Below are 23,601 nucleotides of genomic sequence, written 5' to 3'. Positions count from 1 at the left end.
GTGGACCTGCACTTCGGTGACAGCAAACCGACGGACGAGGAACGGGCGGCCGTCGACGCCCTGCTCGGGCCCGCGGAGTCCTCCTGGGAGGGGGCCGACCGCGACGAGATGCGAGCCGCCGATCTGCGGTGGGCGCGGGGCGGACGCGAGGCCCGGGACCGCCGTGACCTGTTGCTGCCGGGGCTGCACGCGATCAACGACCGGATCGGCTGGATCAGCGAGGGCGCCCTCGGCTACCTGTGCCGGCGGCTGACGGTGCCGCCGGCGGAGGCCTACGGGGTCGCCACCTTCTACGCCATGTTCTCGGTCGAGCCGCGTCCGGCGACCGTGCTCCACGTGTGCACGGACCTGGCGTGCGCGGCGGCCGGGGCGCCGGAGCTGTGCGCCGGGATCGAGGCGCGACTGGGTCTCGGCAGCGGGGTGAGCGTCGAGCGCAGCCCGTGCCTCGGCCTGTGCGAACGGGCCCCGGCCGCGCTCGCCATCAGGGCCGGAGATCCGGTGCGTACAGCGGTCTCGGCGCCGGCGACCGTCGGGGAGGCCGTGCTCGCCGCGAGCGCGCCGGACTCCGCACCGCAGGAGCCACCGGCCGCGTCGGCGGTGCCCCAGGCAGGGCAGGACGGCCTGATGCTGCTGCGCCGCGTGGGAGTGGTCGACCCGTCGTCCCTCGACGACTACCGCGCCCACGGCGGCTACACCGCCCTGCGCCGGGCCTTCGAGTTGGGTCCCGCCGGGGTCATCCGCGAGGTCACCGACTCGGGCCTGCTCGGGCGCGGCGGCGCCGCCTTCCCCACCGGCCGCAAATGGCAGGCCCCGGCGTCGCAGCCCGACCATCCGCATTACCTCGTCTGCAACGCCGACGAGTCGGAGCCGGGCACCTTCAAGGACCGGGTGCTGATGGAGGGCGACCCGTACGCGCTCGTCGAGGCGATGACGATCGCCGGGTACGCGACCGGCGCGCACCAGGGCTATCTGTATCTGCGCGGCGAGTACCCGCGCGCCCTGCACCGGCTGGAGCACGCGATCACGCAGACCCGGGCGCGCGGACTGCTCGGCGACGACGTCCTCGGGCAGGGCTACGCCTTCGACATCGCGATCCGGCGCGGCGCGGGCGCCTACATCTGCGGTGAGGAGACGGCCCTGTTCAACTCCATCGAGGGCTACCGGGGCGAGCCGCGCTCCAAGCCGCCGTTCCCGGTGGAGAAGGGCCTGTTCGGCAAGCCTACGGTCGAGAACAACGTCGAGACGCTGGTCAACGTGTTGCCGATCCTGACCATGGGCGCCCCGGCGTACGCGGCGATCGGCACCGGGCGGTCCACCGGTCCGAAGCTGTTCTGCGTCTCCGGGAGCGTGGACCGGCCCGGCGTCTACGAGGTGCCGTTCGGCGCGACGCTGGGCGAGGTGCTCATGCTCGCCGGGGTGCGCGAGCGACTGCGCGCCGTGCTGCTGGGCGGGGCCGCGGGCGGCTTCGTCCGGGCCGACGAGACGGACGTCCCGCTCACCTTCGAAGGCACCCGGGAGGCGGGCACGACGCTCGGCTCGGGTGTCGTCATGGCGTTCGACGACAGCGTGCCCCTGCCCCGGCTGCTGCTGCGCATCGCGGAGTTCTTCCGCGACGAGTCGTGCGGGCAGTGCGTGCCCTGCCGGGTCGGGACGGTGCGGCAGGAGGAGGCGCTGCACCGGATCGTGGAGCGCACGGGCGCCGACGCCGCCGGGGACATCGCGCTGCTGCGGGAGGTCGGCCGCACCCTGCGGGACGCCTCGATCTGCGGTCTGGGACAGACCGCGTGGAACGCCGTGGAATCCGCCATCGACCGTCTGGGGGCGTACGAATGACCGTCACACCGCTGGGGACCCCGCGCCGCATGCTGGAGTTCACCCTCGACGGCGAGGAGGCCAGGGTCCCCGAGGGCTCGACGATCCTGGACGCGTGCCGGGCCGCGGGGAAGGACGTCCCGACCCTGTGCGAGGGCGACACCCTGCGCCCGAAGAACGCCTGCCGGGTCTGTGTCGTCGAGGTCGAGGGGGCGAGGACGCTCGTCCCGGCCTGCTCCCGCAAGGCGGAGCCGGGCATGGAGGTCCGCACGGACACCGAGCGCACCCGGCACAGCCGCAAGGTCGTCCTGGAACTGCTCGCGTCCTCGGTCGATCTGTCGACGACCCCGAAGGTCGCCGGGTGGCTCAAGGAGTACGAAGCGAAGCCGGACCGCTTCGGCCCGGACGCGGCCCGCCTCGGCGAGGAGCCGAGGATCGACAACGACCTGTACGTCCGCGACTACGACAAGTGCATCCTCTGCTACAAGTGCGTCGACGCGTGCGGCGAGCAGTGGCAGAACTCCTTCGCGATCTCGGTCGCCGGGCGCGGTTTCGACGCCCGGATCGCCGTGGAGCACGACGCGCCGCTGACCGACTCGGCATGCGTGTACTGCGGGAACTGCATCGAGGTGTGTCCCACGGGCGCGCTGTCCTTCAAGTCCGAGTTCGACATGCGTGCGGCGGGTACCTGGGACGAGGCACGGCAGAAGGAGACGACCACGGTGTGCGCGTACTGCGGAGTGGGCTGCAACCTGACGCTGCACGTGCAGGACAATGAGATCGTGAAGGTCACCTCACCGCACGACAACCCGGTGACCCACGGCAATCTCTGCATCAAGGGCCGCTTCGGCTACCAGCACGTACAGAACCGGGACTGATCAGGACATGGGACGAGTCACGGAACGACGCAAGGTGCTCCGCATCCGGGACGGGGTGGTCTCCAGCCGCCCGGACACGCTCGTCGCCGAGGAGCCGATGGAGATCCGGCTGAACGGCAGGCCCCTGGCGATCACCATGCGCACCCCGGGCGACGACTTCGCGCTGGCGGCGGGCTTCCTGGTGAGCGAGGGGGTGCTGGGCGGGCAGGACGACCTGCAGAACATCGTCTACTGCGCCGGGGCGACGGCCGACGGTTCGAACACCTACAACGTGGTCGACGTGAAGACGGCCCCGGGCGTGGTGGTCCCCGACATCACGCTGGAGCGCAACGTCTACACCACGTCCTCCTGCGGGCTGTGCGGCAAGGCGTCGCTGGACGCGGTGCGCACCACGACCCGGTGGCCCGTCGCCGACACTCCCCCGGTCCGGATCTCCCCCGAGTTGCTCGCGAGCCTCCCCGACCGGCTGCGCGCGGCCCAGCGGGTCTTCGACCGGACCGGGGGCCTGCACGCGGCGGCCCTGTTCTCGGAAGAGGGCGAGCTGCTGGACGTCCGGGAGGACGTGGGCCGGCACAACGCGGTCGACAAGCTGGTCGGCCGCGCCCTGCAGAACGGGGAGCTGCCGCTGTCGCGGACGGTCCTGCTCGTGTCGGGCCGGGCCTCCTTCGAGCTGGCGCAGAAGGCCGTGATGGCGGGGATTCCGGTCCTGGCGGCCGTGTCGGCGCCGTCCTCGCTGGCGGTGGACCTGGCCACCGAGTCGGGCCTGACGCTGGTGGGCTTCCTGCGGGGCAGTTCCATGAACGTGTACGCGGGTGAGGACCGGATCGCTGTGCGGGCCGCGGCCGCCCAGGGCTGAGCAGGTCCCTCCCGCGACACGGCGGCGGGGCCCCGGCCGGCGGGGAGCGCCCCCTGCGCCGCAGGGGCCCCGTCTCGGCCTGCCCAGGCCATGTTGTTCGGGTGAGTCGGTCGCTGGTCGCTGCCCGCGCGGTGCGTCACCGGTGCAGGGACTCGGCGACTGCCGGGTCCTCGAGCACGGTGACGCACCAGGCGAAGTGCTCGTCACCGCCGCCCGGCGCGAAGGCGTCGCTCGTGGCCATCGCGTAGGCGGCCCGGTACAGCAGGAGGTCGTCGACCGCGTAGCCGAACTCCTCGGCGAACCGCGTGGTGAGCTGCCGGGTGATCTCCGTCGCGTGCTCGGTGCCCGCCGGGAAGATGGCCGCGGCCACGGCGGCGTCGAACCGGGGGTCCCCGGCCGTGGACAGGAAGCCGTAGTCCACGAGGGCGAGCGGCCGCAGGTCGTCGTCCACCAGCACGGTCTCCGGGAAGACGTCACCGTGGACGACCGCCTCGTCTGTTCGGGGCAGCGCGCGCAGCTTGCGAAGCACCCGGGCGCGCGTGTCGTCGAAGTCGCGGACCTGCGCGGAGAGCCGGTCCGCGTACCGGCCGGCTCGCCGGTCCACCAGATCCGCCAGGGCGGATCCGAACGTGGCGTGGTCTTCCCACAGCGGGCGTTCCTCGTCCAGCACGGGAAGGCGCTTGACCTCGTCGACGTCATGGGCGTCCGCGAGGGCGCGCAGCACGCCGACCAGGCAGTCGACCGCTTCGGGCAGCACCTCGTCCGGGTCGTCGGTGCGGACCCTGCCCGCCAAGGGCTCGCCCGTCAGCTCCCGCTCCACGGTCATCGGGACACCGTCGATGTCCTCGACGGCGAGGATCTCCGGGGCGCGGAACGGCAGGCGGGTGGCGGCATCGGCGTAGAAACGCTGCATCCGCCGCAGTTCGGATCCACGTCGGCGCTCCCACACCTTGGCCACCGTTCCGTCCCCGAGCCGGTAGACGGCTCCCTCCACCGCCGCCTCGACGGGCGCGGCGTCGGGGTATCCGGCGTCGACGAAATGTCGTACGCGCCGGGCCGTGGTGTCCCGTATCGCATCGGACATCTCGTGCCTCCTTCCGCCCCCGGCGTGAACGACCGGCCGGTCGACGGGGCCGACGTCGGGGCCATCTCCCACGGTAGGCCCGTCGCTCGCACGACACCCGGTGACGCAGGGCTGCCGGGCGCCGTGCGGTCCGCCGGTGGTACGCGGCGGAACAGTGCCGACGGCGGGCGCGCCTCACGGGTCAGGACTCCGTGCCGGACTCCTTGGGGAAGAAGGTGATCAGCGTGGCGGTGCCGTCCTTGTCGACCGTCCGGACCGCCGGCTCGGGAATGTCCCGCGTGGCGACGTCGATCTCCCTGGGGTGCCACACCAGGTGCCGCAGGACGACGGGGTAGCGCGGCGACCCTCCGCCGACGGAGACGACCACTGCGTCGTCCTTCGGGTCGTACACGATGCCGGCGAAGGGCAGCCGGTTGGCTTCGTACTGGTGCCCGACCTCGGGGTCCAGTACCTCGAGGGTGACGAACTCACCCTGGTGTTCTGCGGTCATCTGGTTGAGGGCGGTCTCCCAGGTGCTTCGGTCGAGCGTTTCTGTACCGGCCATCGTCGTTCCTCCTCCGCTGGCGATCTGCTCCCCACGACGGTAGGCACGGCCCTGAGCGACTGCCTCGGCCTGACAGGTCGAGCCGTACGGCCCCGCTGGACCTGCCTGGACGAGTCCGGGCCGAAGCACCACGGGGCGGACGTCGAGACGTCGATACGGGCGGAGCGGGACTCCCCGACGACCGAGCGGGCGCCTCCGCCTGCAGGATCAAGTGGCGACTTCGCCTCTCGTACCGGACGGACGAAGAGGGATGCCGGCAGCGGAATGTCTACTGAAAGCTGCCACAACCGCGCTCGCAGCGCCGGCGCAGGGTGGCGCCCTCGCCGGCCGTGTCCCGAGGCGGAAGGGGCGGCGGCAGCGAGCCGCGAAAGTGGTGGGGCGGTCGCACGGATCCGAGCCGGAGCGGGGCGTTCGGCCGCTCCGGACGAGCCGGGAGGCCGGGAGGCTGGGAGGAACAATGCGGAACCCGACATTGAGCAAGATCGGCACGCAGCTGTTGCGTCTGCGCCACGACTCGTCGCAGAGCTCACAGGACCGGGCGGCGCCGACCGACTACGGACTCGACCGCAGGCAGGTCGCCGATTTCGTCACCGGCACGCTGGACGCGGAGGGCGAGGCGGCGCTCGCCCATCAGGTGGCGCGGCTGCTGCCCTTCCACTGGACCTGGCCCACCCGGATCGCGGAGGCGATGTCACAGATCATGGACCGCTTCGGTGATCAGCGTGAGCTGATGGCCTGGCTGGATCGGCACCCCGGCCTGCCACGGCTGGTGGCCCGCTTGTACGTCTTCATGGGCCTCCTCGACCGGTACAGCGCGATGCCCGCGGTCGTGACCGCGATGCGCGAGTACCGGGAGCGGACACCGTATCCCCCGGGCCTGGAGTCCTACCTGGTGCCTGCCACCGATGACGACACGCTGGCGAGCATTGCGTTCAAGGTCGAGAAACTGCTCGGCGAGGAGCGGACCCGGGAGGCCGCCGAACTGGGCGTGGCCACCGCGACATGGCTGCAGCAGATCGCGCCGCGCGCGCGGGAACTCGATCCGGAGGTCGGCGACTTGGACGAGCTGATGGGGCAAGCACGGCAGGACATCCGGTCTGCGGCGGCCGGCATCTGAACACGACAGTCGATACGGCGGTGAACGGCATGACGGTGAAATTGAACGCGGCGGCGTACGACCACGCGAAGAAACTGGCCGAGGAGGGCCGGATCGTCCTGGACGACCGGGACGAGTGGAGCGAGCACCGGCCTTCGGCGGCGGACGAGAACGCCTACCTCGAGGAGCACGGATTCGCCGAGTACGCCAGGTGGTACCTGGGCTAGGCCGTTTCGGATATCCGGAGCAGCATGGCCGTGAACTGCTCCCGCTCGTCCGCCGACAGCGGTGCGAGCAGTTCGTCGTTGGCGGCGCGGGCCGCCTTCTCGCAGCGCTCCAGCAGCCGGGCTCCGCGCGGGGTGAGGGAGACCGCGTTCTTGCGGCGGTCCCTGGGGTCCGGTTCCCGTACGACCAGGCCCGCCGTCTGAAGGTCGTTCAGGATCCCGACCAGGTCTTTGGGATCGAGGCGGATCCCGCGGCCGAGGTCGGCCTGGGCGACGGGGGCGAGGTCGCGGACGGCGGACAGCACCACGTGGTGCCACATCCTCATGTCCTGCGCGGCCAGCGCCTCCGCCACCAGGGCCCGGCCGCGGGCCGCGGCACGGCCGAGCAGCCAGCTGGGCAGGGAGCGGATCGCGGGGAGGGGAGTTTCCGGCATGGACGCAGCCTATCCAAGAAATCGTTGGTTCTCCCTATGATCCTCCTATACCGTTGGCCCTCCCAACGATCTCGTCGGGAATCCCGGCGACCCCGGAGGTGCGATGCGCCGCGTCCGCTACGAAACCCCAGGCGGCCCCCTGTTCCTGGAGGAGGCACCACTCCCCCGGCCCGGCCCCGGCGAGCTGCTCGTGCGCACGGAGGCGATCGGTGTCACGCTCCCGGTCGTACGCAAGGTCACCGAGGCGGCCGAACCGATCCCGCTCGGCGGCGAGATCGCCGGGCAGGTCACGGCCGTGGGAGAGGGCGTCACCCGCTTCGGCACCGGCGACCGGGTGACCGGGCTCTGCTTCGGCCACGGCTACGCGGACTTCGCCGTGCTGCACGAGGCCATGGCCTCCCCGGTCCCCGCTGAGGCGAGCGCCGTCGACGCGGTCGCCCTGGTCCGCAGCGGCCTGGTCGCCCTCGGCGCCCTGGAGGCGGCCCGCCCCGAACCGGGTGAGGCGGCCCTGATCACCGCGGCCGCGAGCGGCGTCGGCCACCTGGCGGTCCAGCTGGCCAGGACACGCGGCGCGGGGCGTGTCCTGGGCGCCGTGTCCGACCCGGGCAAGGCCGGCTTCGTGCGCGGTCTCGGCGCCGACCACGTCATCGCGTACGGCGACTCAAGCTGGGGCACCCCCGTCGACTACGTGCTGGACGCGGTCGGCGGCGAGCTGCTCACCCGCGCCCTGCACGCGCTCGTCCCCGAAGGGCGGCTGGTGGCGTACAGCTCGGGCGGCGGCGCCATCCAGGCCTACGACCTGCTCGTGGACGCCAAGTCGGTGAGCGGGTTCCAGATGGCCCGGATCGCCCGCGGGAAGCCGGAGTTGTACGAGCAGTGGCGCGAGGAGCTGTGGCGGCTGTTCGGCGCCGGAGAACTCAGGCCCGCCGTCCACGGGGAGTTCGCCCTGGAGGACGCGGCGAAGGCGCATGCGGAGATCGAGGGCCGGTCCAACCTCGGCAAGGTCGTCCTGATCCCCTGACGCGGGTCCTTGTGGGGGGTCTGTGAGCCAAGTACCGTCTGTGACCCACACATGGGACGTGGAATGTCCGGATGACCGGATGTCTGTTCCATGGCCAGGTGGTCCAGCCGACAGACGCATGAAGGGCAGGTCGCACCATGCCGTCAAGTCTTCGCGCACGTCTGAGATCCACCCTGACAGCCGCCGTCACCGCCGGGGCGCTGCTCGTGCCGGCGGTCCCGGCCCACGGCCGACCCGCCGCACCGTTACCGGAGTTCGAGCAGCAGGTGCTGTTCAAGGCGTCCCAGGACCCCGGCTACGCCTGCTTCCGGATCCCGGCGATGGTGCGCACCACCCGCGGCACCCTGCTCGCCTTCGCCGAGGGCCGGGTCCTCAACTGCGGTGACGCGGCCGACATCGACATCGTCGTCAAACGCTCCACCGACGGCGGCCGTACCTGGGGGCCGCTCCAGGTCGTCACCGAGGGCGCGGGCGACACGCACGGCAACCCGGCGCCCGTCGTGGACCGCGAGACGGGCCGGATCCTGCTGGCCGAGACGTACAACACCGGCCGTACGGACAGCGGCAACTGCGCCGTGCCCTGCGACCGCACCCCCCACCTGCAGTACAGCGACGACGACGGCCGGACCTGGTCGAAGCCGCGCGACCTGAGCGACGAGATCCTGCCCGAGGACTGGAACTCCTGGTACGCGACGGGCCCCGTGCACGGCATCCAGCTCACCCGCGGCAGGCACGCCGGGCGGCTGGTGTTCGGCGTCAACACCGAGACGTGGAACGGCAGCCGGGTCTCCGCCAACCACGCCGCACTCGTGACCAGCGACGACGGCGGCGACTCGTGGCAGATCGGGGCCACGGACACCTGGCCCATAGCGCTGGACGGCACGTTCCGGCAGAAGCCGTCGGAGGTGACGCTCACCGAACGCGCCGACGGCGCCCTGCTCGTCAGCGGCCGGGAACAGGACGGCACCGACCTCGGCCACCGCTCCCAGACCCTCAGCCTGGACGGCGGGGACAGCTTCGCCGCGCCCTTCCGCGACCTGCCGGACCTGTACACCCCGCAGGTCCAGGGCGCGACCCTGCGCCGCGGCGACCGGATGCTGCTGTCCGCTCCGGCCGACCCCGACCGGCGCCGCACGATGATGGTCCGCTCCTCCTACGACGGCGGGCGCACCTGGGAGAGCGTGGACCGGGGCACGGTCGTCACCACGGACTGGTCCGGTTACTCCGACATGGCACCCGTCGACGGCAGCACGATCGGGCTGCTGTACGAGGGTGGCGCCGTCGACGCGCGCGACGAGATCCGCTTCGCCCGCTTCACCGAGGACTGGTTGAAGCCGCGCCGGGGCGCCGACCCGACCACGCGGGACGCGGCGGTGGGCGCCAGGCCCGCGGCCGTGCTCGGCGGTGCCACGCGCACGGCCGGTGTCCGCGGCGGCGCCCTGTCCTTCGACGGCACGGACGACGCCGTACGGCTGCCGTACCGGTCCCGGCTGCCGCTCGGAGACGGGGACTTCACGGCGTCACTGCACTTCCGCTACACGGCCACGGCCGGCGAGCAGCCCTTCCTGTGGATGGGCGGCATCGGCACCACCCAGCCGCAGATCTGGCTGCGCGGGGAACCGGCGAGCGACCGGGTCAGGGGGCTGATCACCACCCGGTCGGGCGCGACGACCGTCAGGTCCGCCTCGGTGTCCACCGACGGCGCCCACAACGACGGCCGCTGGCACCATCTCGCGCTGCGCCGCGGTGGCGGGCGGCTGACGCTCTTCCTCGACGGTGAGGCGCTCGACACCGCCGACGTGCCGGGCTCGGTCAGCCGCAACTCCCCGTTCGGCGTGCACATCGGGCAGCGCATGGACAGCCGGGCGTTCCTCACCGGGGCGATCGACGAGGTCCGGGTGTGGAAGCGGGCCCTGAGCGACGAGGAGCTGGCCTCCGGCGCCTCCGACGCGGCCTCCCGGGGCACGGTGCTGTGGCTGCCCATGGACCGGGTGAGCGGCGGCAGCTAACGTCACGGGGCGTGCCCGACGCCTCAGGAGCATTACGCGCCCGACAGCGCACGGGAACCTGGACCGGCCTGCTGCTGGTCCTGGTTCTCGGCGCGGCGCTGCTCATCGCCCTGCCCGACGACGACGGCCGTCCGGACGACGCCTGCCGGGCGCTCACGGTCGACTCCTGGACGGCGGACGACGGTCTCGACGCGGAGTTCGCCCGCTACGGTGACGACGCGAGCCGCACGGACGACTGGACCGGCGGCGACGGCACCCACTCGGTGCGGTTGCCGGACGGCCGGGTGCTGTGGCTGTTCTCGGACACCTATCTGGGCCGCGTGTACGGCCCGCCCAACCCGCACGGCGAGTCCTACGCCTGGCGGGACGCCGGCACGCCGCTCGTGCGCAACTCCGCCGTGCTGATGCGCGACGGCCGCCTCGAAACAACCCTGCCCGCCCCGCTGTTCGCCGACCCCGCTCCCGGCCGGTGGCGCTGGCCGGTCGCCGCCCGCGTCGAACCCCGCTCCCCCGGCTCCCCGGAGCAGGTCGTGCGGGTGCTGCTGTGGGTGCGCGCGGCGGGCCGGGCGCCCTGGATCTACGGGGTGCCCACCGCGACCGAGGTCGCCACGCTGTCGTTGCCGGACCTGCGCCTGGAGTCGATCGTCGAGGTGCTCGGCCAGCATCGGGTCCCCGACGCGTCCCGGCGGGTGCTGTTCGGCACGACGCTGGTCGAGGAGGACGGCTGGACCTATGTGTTCGGCGGCGACGACGGCCGGGCCGCCTCCCGCCCCGCCTCGTACGCCTACGCGGCCCGCGTGCCGGAGGGCGCGCTCGGCGATCCGTCGGCCTGGCAGTACTGGAGCGGTTCGGCGTGGGTGCCCGGCGCCCGCCCCCGGCCGGTGCTCGGGGACGGGCGGCGCACGGGCGTCGGCAGCGCGTTCTCGGTCGTCCGGCACGGCGGCACGTACGTGCTGTTCACGATGGCCGCCGGCCCGAAGGGTCTGACCACCATCGCGTCCTACTGGGCCTGTTCGCCCGCCGGGCCGTGGCACGGTCCGGCGGACGAGTTCAGCCCCCCGCTGCCCGAAGGGCAGGTCGCCGCCTACAACCCGCAGGCGCATCCGGTGCTGAGCGGGGACGGGCGGCTCGTGCTGAGCTATGACGTCAACTGGCTGGAGACGACGGGCGCCGCCGAGCGGCTCAGCCGGAACGTGTCCCTGTACCGACCACGGTTCGTGTCGTTGCGACTGGCTCCGCCGCGGTGACCGCCGCCGCCTCCCGCGCGCGCCGTTTGGCGATCACCGCGCAGACGATGAGCTGCATCTGGTGGAAGAGCATCAGCGGCAGCACGGCGAGCGCCGCCTGCGCGCCGAACAGGACGCTCGCCATGGGCAGTCCGGCGGCCAGGGACTTCTTCGAGCCGGCGAACTGGATCGCGACCCGGTCCCCCCGGCCGAACCGCAGCGCCTTGCCGCCGTACCAGGTCAGCAGCAGCATCACGGTGAGGATCACGGCCTCGACGACGACCAGACCGCCCAGCCGTGCCGGGCTGACCTGGTGCCAGATGCCCTGGACCATGCCCGCGCTGAACGCGGTGTAGACGACGAGCAGGATCGAGCCGCGGTCCACCAGGCCGAGGACCTTCTTGTGGCGGGTGACGAAACCGCCGATCCAGCGGCGCAGCAGCTGCCCGGCGAGGAACGGCACCAGGAGTTGCAGCACGATCTTCAGCAGCGACCCGGCGGAGAATCCGCCGCCGCTGCCGCCGAGCAGACAGGCCGCGAGCAGCGGGGTGGCGACGATGCCGACGAGCGAGGAGAAGGAGCCCGCGCAGATCGCGGCCGGCACGTTGCCGCGGGCCATCGAGGTGAAGGCGATCGACGACTGCACGGTCGAGGGGACCAGCGTGAGGAAGAGCAGGCCCTGGTGGAGCGGGTGTGTCAGGATCACCGGCACCAGCCCGCGGGCCGCGAGCCCGAGCAGTGGGAAGACCAGGAAGGTGCAGGCCAGGACCGTCACGTGCAGCCGCCAGTGCCGCAGGCCGTCGAGCGCCTCACGCGTGGAGAGCCGCGTGCCGTACAGGAAGAAGAGGAGGGCGACCGCCGCCGTGGAGGCGCCTGAGGCGACATCGGCGGCCGACCCGCGGGCCGGGAGGAGTGCGGCGAGGCCCACCGTCCCGAGCAGCGACAGGATGTAGGGGTCGATCGGCATCCGGTTCGGCCGGCGCAGGCGTTTCACGGTGCTCCACTTGCTCGGTGCTTCGGTCGGTCGTGGGCCGCGGGCGGCCCCGCTCCATCCTGCTCCCCCGGCCGGCGATCGGGAATCCCGTACACCGCTCTCACTGTCATCGCGTTCCGCGATAGCCTGGTGCTGTGTACGAGCCGTCCCATCTGCGCACGTTCCTGTCGGTGGCGCAGACACTGAGCTTCACGCAGGCCGCGCGGCGGCTCGGACTGCGGCAGTCGACGGTCAGCCAGCACGTGCGGCGACTGGAGGACGCGGCCGGGCGGACGCTGTTCACCCGGGACACGCACTCGGTGGAGCTGACCGAGGACGGCGAGGCCATGCTGGGCTTCGCGCGCCGCATCCTGGAGGTCCAGGAGCAGGCCGTGGCGTTCTTCACCGGCACCCGGCTGCGCGGCCGGTTGCGCTTCGGCGCCTCGGAGGACTTCGTGCTGACGCGGCTGCCCGAGATCCTGGAGGGCTTCCGGCACGAGCACCCGGAGGTCGACCTGGAGCTGACGGTCGAGCTGTCGGGCACGCTGCACGAGCAGCTGGCCGCCGGGAAGCTGGATCTGGTCCTGGCCAAGCGGCGCCCCGAGGATCCGCGGGGCGAGCTGGTCCGGCACGACCGGCTGGTGTGGATCGGCGCCGAACGCCTCCGGCTCGACCCGGAGCGTCCGGTGCCGCTCATCGTCTACCCCCCGCCGGGCATCACCCGCGCGCTCGCCCTGGAGGCGCTGGAGCGGCAGGGCCGGCCATGGCGGGTCGTGTGCACCAGCGGCAGCCTGAACGGCCTCGTCGCGGCGGCCCGGGCCGGCCTCGGGGTGATGGCCCACTCCCGCGGCCTGATCCCGCCGGGTCTGGTCCGGGTCCCGGACCGGGCGGGGCTGCCGGAACTGGGGCAGGTCGACTTCGTCCTGGTCCACGGCAGGCGCCGGCCGTCCGCACAGGGTGCGGCCAACGCGCTGGCGGCGGCGATCCTGGCGGGCGGGGACCGGTTGCACCGCGAGCGCAAGGGCCTCTGATCTGCGCGGTCCGTCACCCGCGACGGAAGCAGAGTGACAGAATCCGCCGCCGCTCCGCTGACAGAAGAGCCCCCGCCACGAGGCTCGTCGCGCCGCGGCCGGACTCGTACAGATTCGGTGGAGATTACGGCACCGAAACTTACTCAACCGTCAGTTTTGTGTCCGACCCTTCCCCATGTGAGCGCTTTTTCCCTGGCTGACCAGCGCAGACAAGAGCGCTGCTCGCCTTCGCACCCCCTCCCGCCCCCTGGCCGGTTGGGGTAGCTTTCACCGCGCTGTGCGGGGCGTCACTCGACAGGAGCGCTGAGGAGCGGGGAGCGGGGTTTGCGCGAGTTCACCAACCCTCCGTTGGCGTCGGCACCTCCGGTGGGTGGCCTGGCCGACGTGGTCTTCGAGCATGCCCAGGAAGACCCGCTGCGCATCGCGCTGGGCCGCAAGGACGACACGGGCCAATGGCGGGACGTGACCGCCGCCGAGTTCCGCGACGAGGTGCTCGCGCTGGCCAAGGGCCTGCTCGCGAGCGGCATCCGGTTCGGCGACCGCGTCGCGATCATGTCCCGCACGCGCTACGAGTGGACCCTCTTCGACTACGCGCTGTGGACGATCGGCGCCCAGGTGGTGCCGGTCTACCCGACGTCCTCGGCCGAGCAGTGCTTCTGGATGCTCTACGACGCCGAGGTGACGGCCGCGGTCGTGGAGCACGAGGACCACGCGATGACCATCGCCACCGTCATCGACCGGCTCCCCCAGCTGCGCCGCCTGTGGCAGCTGGACTCCGGCGCCGTGCACGAGCTGTACGACGCGGGCGCGCACCTGGACGACGAGGTGGTGCACCGCCACCGGCAGGCCGTCACACCCGACTCGGTCGCCACGATCATCTACACCTCGGGCACCACCGGCCGCCCCAAGGGCTGCGTCATCACCCACGGCAACTTCATGTACGAGGCGGACACCGTCATCGAGCGCTGGGAGCCGGTGTTCCACTCCAGGCGCGGCGACGAGGCGTCGACCCTGCTGTTCCTGCCGCTCGCGCACGTCTTCGGGCGGATGGTCCAGGTCGCCGGGATCCGCGGCAAGGTGAAGTTCGGCCACCAGCCGCAGCTGAACGCGGCGGCCCTGCTGCCGGACCTGGCGGCGTTCAAGCCGACGTTCTTCCTGGCCGTGCCGTACATCTTCGAGAAGGTGTTCAACGCGGCCCGCCGCAAGGCCGAGAAGGAGGGCCGCTCCGGTCCCTTCGAGAAGGCCGTCGACATCGCGATCAAGTACGCCGACGCGATGGAGGCCAAGGCCTGGGGCATCGGCCCCGGTCCGTCGGCGGGCCTGCGCATGCAGCACCAGCTGTTCGACAAGCTCGTCTACAGCAAGATCCGCGCCGCGATGGGCGGCCGCATCAAGCACGCCATGTCCGGCGGCTCGGCGATGGACCGCCGGCTCGGACTGTTCTTCGCCGGGGCGGGCGTGCACATCTACGAGGGCTACGGCCTGACGGAGTCCACGGCGGCCGCCACCGCCAACCCGCCCGGACGCACCCGGTTCGGCACGGTGGGGCAGCCCATCCCGGGCATGACCGTGCACATCGCGGACGACGGCGAGATCTGGCTGCACGGGGAGAACGTCTTCCAGGGGTACCTCAACAACCAGAAGGCCACCGACGCGACCCTGCACGACGGCTGGCTCGCCACCGGCGACCTCGGCACGCTGGACGAGGACGGCTTCCTCACCATCACCGGCCGCAAGAAGGAGATCCTGGTCACGTCCGGCGGCAAGAGCGTCTCCCCCGGTGTGCTGGAGGAACGCGTCCGGGACCACCCGCTGGTCAACCAGTGCATCGTCGTCGGCAACGACCGCCCGTACATCGCCGCCCTGGTCACCCTCGACCAGGAGGCCGTGGAGCACTGGCTGGCCATGCGGGCCAAGCCGCAGATGTCCCCGGCGGAGCTGGTGCGCGACGCGGATCTGGAGACGGAGGTGCGCCGCGCGGTGGTCGCCGCCAACACCCTCGTCTCGCAGGCCGAGTCGATCCGCACCTTCCGCATACTCGCCCAGCCGTTCACCGAGGAGCACGGGCTGCTGACCCCGTCCCTGAAGCTGAAGCGCAAGGCGATCGAGAAGGCGTACGAGAACGAGGTCGAGGCGCTCTACCGGGCGTGACGTCCGCCTCACGGGGCAGGTGTGGCTTCGGAATTCTCCCGTCAGGAATGCATCACCGCCCGTGATCGTTGACGATGGGAGCACACCTGACCACTTACCGAAGGATCGAGAGCTCGTGAGCAAGGTCCCCCCGATCATCCTGAACAACGGCGTCGAGATGCCCCAGCTGGGCTACGGCGTCTGGCAGGTGCCGGACGACGAGGCCGAGACGGCCGTCGCGACGGCACTGGAGGCCGGGTACCGCAGCATCGACACCGCGGCGATCTACGGCAACGAGGAGGGCACCGGCAAGGCCATCGCCGCCTCCGGGGTGCCCCGCGAGGAGCTCTTCGTCACCACGAAGCTCTGGAACGCCGACCAGGGATACGACTCCACGCTGCGCGCCTTCGACACGTCGCTGGAGAAGCTCGGCCTGGACTTCGTCGACCTGTACCTGATCCACTGGCCGACGCCGGAGCGGGGTCTGTACGTCGACACCTACAAGGCGTTCGAGAAGCTGCACGCCGACGGCCGCATCCGGGCCATCGGTGTCTCCAACTTCCTTCCCGAGCACCTGCGGAAGCTGATCGGTGAGACGTCGGTCGTCCCGGCGGTGAACCAGATCGAGCTGCACCCGCACCTGCAGCAGGGTGCTTCCCGCGAGTTCCACGCGCAGCACGGCATCGCCACCGAGGCCTGGTCGCCGCTCGGCCAGGGCAAGGGCCTGCTGGAGGTCCCGGCGATCGTCGCCATCGCCCGCAAGCACGAGCGCACCCCCGCGCAGGTGGTGCTCCGCTGGCACCTCCAGCTGGGCAACGTGGTGATCCCGAAGTCCGTGACCCCGTCGCGGATCAAGGAGAACATCGACGTCTTCGACTTCAGCCTCGACGACGAGGACCTGGCGGCCATCAGCGCCCTGAACGAGGACCGGCGCATCGGCCCGGACCCGGCGGAGTTCAACGGCGCCTGAGCGGCACCGCGGCGCGCGGTCCGGATTCCCCCGCAGGGCCGGACCGACGGCGGTGCCCCCGGTGTTTCCCCCACAGGGCCGGACCCGACGGCGGTGGCCCGTCCCGGAGGCCCTTCGCAGGTCCGGGCCGGGTCACCGCCGTTCCCTCGTCTCAGACCGGCTGTCCCACCGGCCGTATGACGACCGTGTTGACGTCGACGCCGGCCGGCTGACGGATCGCCCACACCACCGAGTCGGCGATCTGCCCGGCCGTGAGGAGATGACCGGGCGGGAGACTGCCGTAGGAGTCCCAGAAGGGCGTCTCCGTGCGGCCCGGCGCGACCAGGGTGACGCCCACGCCCCACTCGGTGACCTGCCGCCGGGTGTTCTCCGCGAGCCCGGTCACGGCCCACTTGGTGGCCCCGTACAGATTGCCCGGCCCGTGGACGAACCCGGCGACGCTCCCCACCAGCACGATCCGCCCGTGCGTCTCCTTCAGGGCGTCGATGGACGCCCTGATCAGCAGAGCGGGTCCGAGGACGTTGGTCAGCACCATGTCCCGCCAGCCCTCGGGGTCCCCCTCCGCGACCGTGTCGTGGGTCGCGGAACCGGCGTTGGCGACCACGGTGTCCAGCCGTCCGAACGCCTTGACCGTGGTGTCGACCGCCGCCCGGACGTCGTCGTACACGGCGGTGTCACCGGCGATCGTCAGCAGCCCCTCGGGACGTCCCAGCCCCTCGGCGAAGTCACGCAGCCGCTGCTCCCCGCGGCCGGTGACCGCCACCCGGTGCCCGGCGTCCAGCAACGTGCGGGCGACAGCGGCGCCGATGCCGCTGCCACCACCGGTGATGAGCGCGACCTGGGAGTCGGACATGGATTCCCCCTCGTGATGTGGTCCGGAGCGCGATGTGGTCCGGATGCGATGCCGGGGAGTCCATCAGTTGAAGCGCCCTCGAAGTCAAGGGCCGCCGCTACCCGGGCCGGACCGCCGTGTGCACCGTGTGGGCCTCCAGGACGAACACGTCCGGGCGGCGGTGCAGGCTCGCCTCGTCGTCGGGGTCGAGCAGCCGGTCGACGGTCGCGAGGTCCTCGGCGTCGAGCCCCTCGGCGAGTTTGTCGCGCATGTGCGACAAGGACGCCACGACATAGGCGCGTGCCCGCTCGGAGGCGGGGGCCGGCAGGTCGAGCAGGAAGCTGTGCGTCCTGGTCGGCTTGAGCCCCGCGGCGGTCAGCAGGGCCGGCCAGTCCTCGGTCTCGGCCACGTGCCCGGGCAGGTCGGTGCGCATCCGGGTGAACCAGTCCGCCTCCACCGCGTCGATCCGCGCCTGGAGTCCGGGACGGCCCATGCCGATGTCACGCGGCAGGAACCGCAGAGGCAGGCCGCCCTCCATGAGGGCCAGCGTGCCACCCGGTGCGAGGTGCCGGGCGAAGGCGGCCAGCGCGGCCCGCTGGTCGCCCAGGTGGTGCAGGCTGCGGCTCGCCCACAGCAGGTCGGCGGGGTAGTCCAGCTCGGCGAGCACCTCGGGCAGCTCGCCGGCGAGCGTGCCGAAGCGGTCGGCGACGCCAAGTCGCCCGGCGCGCGCCCGGGCCCGCTCCAGCAGCGCCTCGGAGCCGTCCACCGCCATGATCCGGGCGCCCGGGAACTCTTCCGCGAACAGGCACGACACGACACCCGGACCACTGCCCGCGTCGACGATCAGACCCGGTTCGGTCACCTCCTGCGCCAGCCAGGCGAACGCCCGCTCGTACAGGGGCGCGAACAGCTCCGCCGAGGACTCCAGCACCGGGCCCATCTCGGCCCAGTCGAGGTCCGTGTGGCCGTGGTGAGCGCCGTGGCCGTGCCGGCCGTGCTCGCGGCCGGGCTGGTGGTCGTCGTGGTGGGGGTGCGCCATGGTGGTCAGCCTCTCGCTCGGATGCGGTCAGCGTGCGCCGACGCACCGGGCGCAGGCCAGTGCTGTTGCCGGTCCCGCAAAATCCGCCGGGGCCGGGGCCCCGGCGGATCAGCGGTTCACCGGGAACCGGTCAGGACAGCGGCGGGTACGCGTTCTGCATCAGCTGCCGGAACTGGGCGGAGAACCACTTGCCGGACAACGGTGCGTCCGGCAGGGCACCGGACATGTTGTTGTTGTTGCGCGGGTTGCCCGTGTAGGTCGGGTCGCACATGCGGTCGAAGCCCTTGCCCTCGTCGTTCGGGATCTGCTTGCTCGCCCCGTCGGACTCGCCCGGCGGCTTCATCCACACATACGCGTCGATCCCCGCGGCCGGCGCGGCCTTCGGGCGCTCGCCGAGGCCGGCCCCGGCCTGGTTGCACCAGTTGCCGGCGTTGAGACGACGGTCGTACCGCCCACCGTCGACATAGGTGTCGACGCTGGTGCTCGCGCCCGGTCCGGTGGGCCGGGCGGCGCCGCCCCAGCCGTTGCGGGACGTGTCGATCAGCATGCCGATGTTCGCGTCGAAGCCCGCCGAGACCAGCTGGTTGCGGAAGCCCTGGGCGTAGGACAGCTCGTCGACGTAGCGGTTCCAGTCGACCCACTTCGACTCGCGGACGGACTTGCCGGCCACGGTGTCGTTGATGGTGAAGTTGTCCTCCTTCAGGGCGCTGTAGTTCGCCGTGTTGGTGATGAAGCCGTGGACGTCGTTGACCGTGGCCCCCTCGGCGGTCGCCGCCTCCTTCATGATGGCGGCGGTGGGGCCGAAGTTGTCGTCCCAGCCGATCCAGCCGTGGTGCCCGGCGTCGACGTAGTTGTAGACGTTGGGCACGTCGCCCAGCTTGTTCAGCGCGTAGCCGACGCCCTTGACGTAGTTGCCGTTGGCCTTCATCACGTCGCACTGCGGGACGGCCGTCGGGCGGCTGCCGGTGTTGGTGACGAGGTTCGGCAGCGAGTCGATCTCGACCGTGGTGACGATCCGCAGCGAGGCGTACTTCGGGTCGGCGAGGATCGCCTTGATCGGGTCGATGTACTCCGTCTTGTAGCGGCCGATCTCGTCGGCCTTGAGCTCGCCGTTGGAGGCGAGGGCGGAGCAGTCCCGGCCGGGCAGGTTGTAGATGACGAACTGGACGACGAGTTCGCCGGATCCCTTCTGGCGCAGCGCCTCGTCGAGGTGGTCGCGCAGGCCCATCTTCCCGCCGGCGCCGTTGATCGCGGCGATGCGGTCCAGCCAGACACCGGTCGGCTGGCCGGAGACCCGGCTGCCGCCCGGCTCGGCGGCGGCGTTGGCGGACCACTCCGGGTTCACGTACACCTTCGCGCCCTCGTAGGGGTTGTTCACGCGGGTGGACGGTCCCCCCGGGTCCGGCGGGTCCGTGGGGCCGCCACCGCCGTCGACGTTGCAGGTCACGCCGTCGAGGGTGAAGGTCGCCGGGATGGCGTTGCTGCCGCTGTAGCTGCCCTGGAAGCCGAAGCTGACCGAGCCGCCGGTCGCCAGCTGTCCGTTGTACGTCTCGTTGGCGGCGGTGACGGCGGCGCCGCTCTGGCTGATCTTGGCGTTCCAGCCGCTGGTCACCTTCTGGTTCCCGGCGTAGGACCACTTCAGCGACCACGAGGACTTGGCCGCACTGTTGTTGGTGAGGGTCACGGCGGCGGTGAAGCCGGTGCTCCACTGGTTCTGGATCTTGTAGTCGACGGTGCAGGGGACGGCGGCGATGCCGGCGCCGCCCGGGTCGACGGCGAAGGCGGTGCCGGTCGCGCCTGCGACCAGGGCCATGGCGGCCAGTAACGCGGTTCTCGTACGGCTCATGAGTGGGGGTCCCTCTTGTCGTTGGGTTCCTTGCGATGTCCGCGGTTCTCGTGGGGGGTCGCAGGTGCGGTGAGGTCTTCGCGGGCATGCCGGGGCCGAGGCGGCGCCGTAGGCGGCTCACGAAAGGCGGCGGCTGTCCGCCGCGCGCGACCGACTCAGGTCGGCGGCGGCTCAAAGTACTGAACGCGGGGGTGTCGCATGAGCGACTCCTTGCAGGTCGGACGCGTCGTGACGGAGGCGTCGACTGATGGAACCGCTCCCACTGGTGTCAAGGAAGGTAGCGGCAAGTGACGGTAAAGAACAGGGGAGTTGCTCACTTTTACTCAACTCGCGAGGTCGAACCTATTCGACTCTTCAAGGGACTTGACCGACCCGGGCACCGTCCTCACTATGGGAGCGCTCCCACTGGTTCAGGACTTGACTTATCCGAGTCGCAAGGAGGAACCAGCACCATGCATCCCCCACCCCGGAGGCGGAGAGCCACGCGGCGTCTGTGGACCGCCGCGCTCGCCGCTCTCGCTCTTCCGTTGACGATGCTCTCCTCAGGATCGAATCCCGCGCAGGCGGCGGCACTCCAGTGCAGTGTCGACTACAAGACGAACGACTGGGGCTCAGGTTTCACGGTGGACCTGACCCTCACCAACCGCGGCACGGACGCCATCGACGGCTGGACGCTGGCCTACGCCTACTCCGGCAACCAGAAGCTGGGCAACGGCTGGAACGGCACCTGGTCGCAGTCGGGGCAGAACATCACCGTGAAGAACGCCTCCCACAACGCGCGGGTCGCGGCGGGCGCCGCCGTCTCCACCGGCGCCCAGTTCTCCTACAGCGGCTCCAACACCGCGCCCACCTCCTTCTCGGTCAACGGCACGCCCTGCACCGGCGCGCACCAGCCGCCGATCACCGTGCTGACCAGCCCGAGCGCGGGCGCCGTCTACACCCAGGGCCAGGCGGTGCCACTGGCGGCCACCGCGGCCGCCGCGGACAACGCCACCATCAGCAAGGTGGAGTTCTACGACGACACCAAGCTCCTGGGCACGGACACGAGCGCGCCCTACGCGCTGTCCGTCTCCGACCTGGCCGCGGGCAGTCACTCGCTGGTGGCGAAGGCCTACGACAGCATGGGTGCCTCCGCCGACTCCACCCCGGTCGGCATCACCGTCTCCTCGGGCCCGACGGTCGTCGCCTCGCCGCTCCAGCTGGGCGTGCAGTCGGGCAAGTCGGGCACCTACGAGGTGAAGCTGTCCAAGCAGCCGGCCTCCGACGTGACGGTGACTTCGGCCCGCGCGAGCGGCAACTCGGGGCTGTCGGTCGCGGCCGGCGCCTCGCTCACGTTCACGCCGCAGAACTGGAACACCGCGCAGAAGGTGACCGTCTCGGCCGCGAACTCGGGCACCGGCTCGGCCGTGTTCGAGTCGACGGCCCCGGGCCACGCCAAGGCCTCGGTCACCGTGACCCAGCTGGCGGCGGCGAAGGTCTACGACGCCCGCTTCCTGGAGCTCTACGGGAAGATCACCAACCCGGCGAACGGCTACTTCTCCCCCGAGGGCATCCCCTACCACTCGGTGGAGACGCTGATCGTCGAGGCGCCGGACCACGGCCACGAGACCACCTCGGAGGCGTACAGCTACCTCCTGTGGCTCCAGGCCATGTACGGCAAGGTGACGGGTGACTGGTCGAAGTTCAACGGCGCGTGGGACATCATGGAGAAGTACATGATCCCCACCCACGCCGACCAGCCGACCAACTCGTTCTACAACGCCTCCAAGCCGGCCACCTACGCCCCCGAGCTGGACACACCCGAGGAGTACCCGGCCAAGCTCGACCCGTCCGTCGCGGCCGGGCGGGACCCGATCGCCGCCGAGCTGAAGAGCGCGTACGGCACGGACGACGTCTACGGCATGCACTGGCTGCAGGACGTGGACAACGTGTACGGCTTCGGCAATTCCCCCGGCAAGTGCGAGGCGGGCCCGTCGGACACCGGCCCGTCCTACATCAACACCTTCCAGCGCGGCGCGCAGGAGTCGGTGTGGGAGACGGTGCCGCAGCCGACCTGTGACGCCTTCAAGTACGGCGGCAAGAACGGCTATCTGGACCTGTTCACCGGTGACGCCTCCTACGCCAAGCAGTGGAAGTTCACCAACGCCCCGGACGCCGACGCGCGGGCCGTGCAGGCCGCCTACTGGGCGGACCTGTGGGCGAAGGAGCAGGGCAAGGGCTCCGCGGTGGCCGCGACGGTCGGCAAGGCCGCCAAGATGGGCGACTACCTGCGCTACTCCATGTACGACAAGTACTTCAAGAAGATCGGCAACTGCGTCGGACCCGCCACCTGCCCCGCGGGCACCGGCAAGGACGCCTCGATGTACCTGCTGTCCTGGTATTACGCCTGGGGCGGCGCCACCGACACGAACGCCGGCTGGGCCTGGCGCATCGGCTCCAGTCACGCCCACGGCGGCTACCAGAACCCCCTGGCCGCCTACGCGCTCGCCAACTACGCGCCGCTGAAGCCGAAGTCGGCGACGGGCGCGGCGGACTGGGCCAAGTCCATGGACCGGCAGCTGGAGTTCTACCGCTGGCTGCAGTCGGACGAGGGCGCGATCGCGGGCGGCGCGACCAACAGCTGGGCGGGCCGCTACGCGACCCCGCCGTCGGGCAAGTCCACGTTCTACGGCATGTACTACGACGAGAAGCCCGTGTACCACGACCCGCCGTCCAACCAGTGGTTCGGCTTCCAGGCCTGGTCCATGGAGCGGGTCGCCGAGCTCTACCAGCAGACGGGGAACGCGCAGGCAAAAACGGTCCTCGACAAGTGGGTCGACTGGGCGCTGTCCAAGACCACGTTCAACCCGGACGGCACCTACCGCATCCCCTCGACGCTGCAGTGGTCGGGCCAGCCCGACACCTGGAACGCCTCCAGCCCCGGCTCCAACAGCGGCCTGCACGTCACCGTCGCCGACTACACCAACGACGTCGGGGTGGCGGCCGCGTACGCCAAGACCCTGACGTACTACGCGGACCGCTCCGGTGACACGGAGGCCGCGGCGGCGGCGAAGAAGCTGCTGGACGGTATGTGGGCCAACCATCAGGACGCCCTCGGTGTGGCGGTCCCGGAGAACCGGGCCGACTACAACCGCTTCGACGACCGGGTGACCGTCCCCAGTGGCTGGACCGGCACGATGCCGAACGGTGACGCGATCAACTCGTCGTCGACGTTCGAGTCGATCCGCTCCTTCTACGAGGACGACCCGGCCTGGTCGAAGATCGAGGCATACCTCAAGGGTGGCGCGGTGCCGTCGTTCACGTACCACCGGTTCTGGGCTCAGGCGGACATCGCGCTGGCCATGGGCTCGTACGCGGAGCTTCTCGAATAGCCCCCGCCGGGCGCTGGCCGGGTGGGGCCGTGGCCGGCCGCGGGTCCGTCGTGGCTGGTCGCGCGGTTCCCCGCGCCCCTGAACAGCGTCCGAGGCTCCGCGTTCGTGGTCTCGCCACCTGACGGCGAGGCCGACCCGGCCGGGGGGGGGCGGGGCCCCCGCCGGCGGCCCCCGCCCCCCCCCCCCCCCCCCCCCCCCCAGGGGCCCCCCCCCGCGCCGGACCCC

At 71.5% G+C, this 23,601-nt stretch carries 19 protein-coding genes; 12 read left to right on the top strand and 7 right to left on the bottom strand.

Annotated elements, in window-relative coordinates:
* Genes ACFV20_RS09605 through fdhD form a run of 3 tightly spaced genes read left to right on the top strand, consistent with a single transcriptional unit; the run spans position 1 to position 3,546 of the window.
* Complete coding sequence (locus ACFV20_RS09605) at positions 1 to 1,833, top strand: NAD(P)H-dependent oxidoreductase subunit E (protein WP_385654410.1); 1,833 nt, start codon at positions 1 to 3, stop codon at positions 1,831 to 1,833.
* Positions 1,830 to 2,690 (top strand): 2Fe-2S iron-sulfur cluster-binding protein, encoded by an 861-nt coding sequence (locus ACFV20_RS09600; protein WP_385654406.1) that lies wholly within the window; start codon positions 1,830 to 1,832, stop codon positions 2,688 to 2,690. The genes ACFV20_RS09605 and ACFV20_RS09600 overlap by 4 nt, the downstream gene beginning before the upstream one ends.
* A 7-nt stretch (positions 2,691 to 2,697) precedes the next feature.
* Complete coding sequence (gene fdhD / locus ACFV20_RS09595) at positions 2,698 to 3,546, top strand: formate dehydrogenase accessory sulfurtransferase FdhD (RefSeq protein ID WP_385654403.1); 849 nt, start codon at positions 2,698 to 2,700, stop codon at positions 3,544 to 3,546.
* A gap of 136 nt (positions 3,547 to 3,682) precedes the next feature.
* Here fdhD and ACFV20_RS09590 read toward each other — a convergent pair whose 3' ends face one another.
* Entirely contained in the window at positions 3,683 to 4,630 is a 948-nt protein-coding gene (locus ACFV20_RS09590) for a phosphotransferase family protein (protein ID WP_385654399.1), read from the bottom strand.
* Between the two features lie 181 nt (positions 4,631 to 4,811).
* A complete protein-coding gene (locus ACFV20_RS09585) occupies positions 4,812 to 5,174 on the bottom strand; it encodes a DUF5335 family protein (protein WP_385654396.1) in 363 nt (120 codons plus the stop codon).
* 457 nt (positions 5,175 to 5,631) lie between these two features.
* On the opposite strand from ACFV20_RS09585, the gene ACFV20_RS09580 reads away from it, so the two are divergent.
* Positions 5,632 to 6,291 carry a hypothetical protein gene (locus tag ACFV20_RS09580; RefSeq protein WP_385654394.1) on the top strand — a complete coding sequence of 220 codons (660 nt, stop codon included), beginning with the start codon at positions 5,632 to 5,634 and terminating at the stop codon, positions 6,289 to 6,291.
* Positions 6,292 to 6,320: 29 nt separating this feature from the next.
* Entirely contained in the window at positions 6,321 to 6,497 is a 177-nt protein-coding gene (locus ACFV20_RS09575) for a hypothetical protein (RefSeq protein WP_385654391.1), read from the top strand.
* On the opposite strand, the gene ACFV20_RS09570 is transcribed toward ACFV20_RS09575, so the two are convergent.
* Positions 6,494 to 6,928, bottom strand: coding sequence for a MarR family winged helix-turn-helix transcriptional regulator (locus tag ACFV20_RS09570; protein WP_385654388.1), 435 nt, complete (start codon positions 6,926 to 6,928; stop codon positions 6,494 to 6,496). The genes ACFV20_RS09575 and ACFV20_RS09570 overlap by 4 nt on opposite strands.
* 103 nt (positions 6,929 to 7,031) lie before the next feature.
* Here ACFV20_RS09570 and ACFV20_RS09565 point away from each other — a divergent pair, with 103 nt between their 5' ends.
* The 3 genes from ACFV20_RS09565 (at position 7,032) to ACFV20_RS09555 (ending at position 11,205) form a co-directional block, all read left to right on the top strand.
* The gene (locus ACFV20_RS09565) at positions 7,032 to 7,949 is read left to right on the top strand and encodes a zinc-binding alcohol dehydrogenase family protein (protein WP_385654384.1); all 918 of its coding nucleotides are present in this window, start codon (positions 7,032 to 7,034) and stop codon (positions 7,947 to 7,949) included.
* A 137-nt stretch (positions 7,950 to 8,086) separates the two neighbouring features.
* Positions 8,087 to 9,958: an exo-alpha-sialidase gene (locus tag ACFV20_RS09560; RefSeq protein ID WP_385654382.1), complete on the top strand. Its 1,872-nt coding sequence runs from the start codon at positions 8,087 to 8,089 to the stop codon at positions 9,956 to 9,958.
* Between the two features lie 11 nt (positions 9,959 to 9,969).
* Complete coding sequence (locus ACFV20_RS09555; RefSeq protein ID WP_385654379.1) at positions 9,970 to 11,205, top strand: DUF4185 domain-containing protein; 1,236 nt, start codon at positions 9,970 to 9,972, stop codon at positions 11,203 to 11,205.
* Here ACFV20_RS09555 and ACFV20_RS09550 read toward each other — a convergent pair.
* Positions 11,141 to 12,151, bottom strand: a complete 1,011-nt coding sequence (locus ACFV20_RS09550; RefSeq protein WP_385654882.1) for a bile acid:sodium symporter family protein — start codon at positions 12,149 to 12,151, stop codon at positions 11,141 to 11,143. The two genes, ACFV20_RS09555 and ACFV20_RS09550, sit on opposite strands and share 65 nt — an antisense overlap.
* 161 nt (positions 12,152 to 12,312) lie before the next feature.
* Between ACFV20_RS09550 and ACFV20_RS09545 the strand changes: the two genes are divergently transcribed.
* The 3 genes from ACFV20_RS09545 to ACFV20_RS09535 all read left to right on the top strand — a co-directional run bounded on the left by ACFV20_RS09545 (position 12,313) and on the right by ACFV20_RS09535 (position 16,288).
* Complete coding sequence (locus ACFV20_RS09545; RefSeq protein ID WP_385654377.1) at positions 12,313 to 13,188, top strand: LysR substrate-binding domain-containing protein; 876 nt, start codon at positions 12,313 to 12,315, stop codon at positions 13,186 to 13,188.
* A 324-nt stretch (positions 13,189 to 13,512) separates the two neighbouring features.
* Positions 13,513 to 15,339, top strand: a complete 1,827-nt coding sequence (locus tag ACFV20_RS09540) for an AMP-dependent synthetase/ligase (RefSeq protein WP_385654374.1) — start codon at positions 13,513 to 13,515, stop codon at positions 15,337 to 15,339.
* A gap of 157 nt (positions 15,340 to 15,496) precedes the next feature.
* Positions 15,497 to 16,288, top strand: coding sequence for an aldo/keto reductase (locus ACFV20_RS09535; RefSeq protein WP_385654878.1), 792 nt, complete (start codon positions 15,497 to 15,499; stop codon positions 16,286 to 16,288).
* Positions 16,289 to 16,439: 151 nt separating this feature from the next.
* Here the strand turns inward: ACFV20_RS09535 and ACFV20_RS09530 are convergent, their stop codons facing one another.
* The 3 genes from ACFV20_RS09530 to ACFV20_RS09520 all read right to left on the bottom strand — a co-directional run bounded on the left by ACFV20_RS09530 (position 16,440) and on the right by ACFV20_RS09520 (position 20,005).
* Positions 16,440 to 17,141 (bottom strand): SDR family oxidoreductase, encoded by a 702-nt coding sequence (locus tag ACFV20_RS09530; protein ID WP_385654372.1) that lies wholly within the window; start codon positions 17,139 to 17,141, stop codon positions 16,440 to 16,442.
* A gap of 97 nt (positions 17,142 to 17,238) precedes the next feature.
* Complete coding sequence (locus tag ACFV20_RS09525) at positions 17,239 to 18,159, bottom strand: class I SAM-dependent methyltransferase (RefSeq protein ID WP_385654370.1); 921 nt, start codon at positions 18,157 to 18,159, stop codon at positions 17,239 to 17,241.
* Between the two features lie 130 nt (positions 18,160 to 18,289).
* A complete protein-coding gene (locus ACFV20_RS09520) occupies positions 18,290 to 20,005 on the bottom strand; it encodes a glycoside hydrolase family 6 protein (RefSeq protein WP_385654367.1) in 1,716 nt (571 codons plus the stop codon).
* Positions 20,006 to 20,457: 452 nt separating this feature from the next.
* Here ACFV20_RS09520 and ACFV20_RS09515 point away from each other — a divergent pair, with 452 nt between their 5' ends.
* The gene (locus ACFV20_RS09515) at positions 20,458 to 23,376 is read left to right on the top strand and encodes a glycoside hydrolase family 48 protein (RefSeq protein WP_385654364.1); all 2,919 of its coding nucleotides are present in this window, start codon (positions 20,458 to 20,460) and stop codon (positions 23,374 to 23,376) included.
* Positions 23,377 to 23,601 lie beyond the last annotated feature (225 nt).

This window comes from Streptomyces sp. NPDC059696 (genome assembly GCF_042733745.1).
Lineage (GTDB): Bacteria > Actinomycetota > Actinomycetes > Streptomycetales > Streptomycetaceae > Streptomyces.
This window is presented reverse-complemented; position numbering and strand designations above follow the sequence as displayed.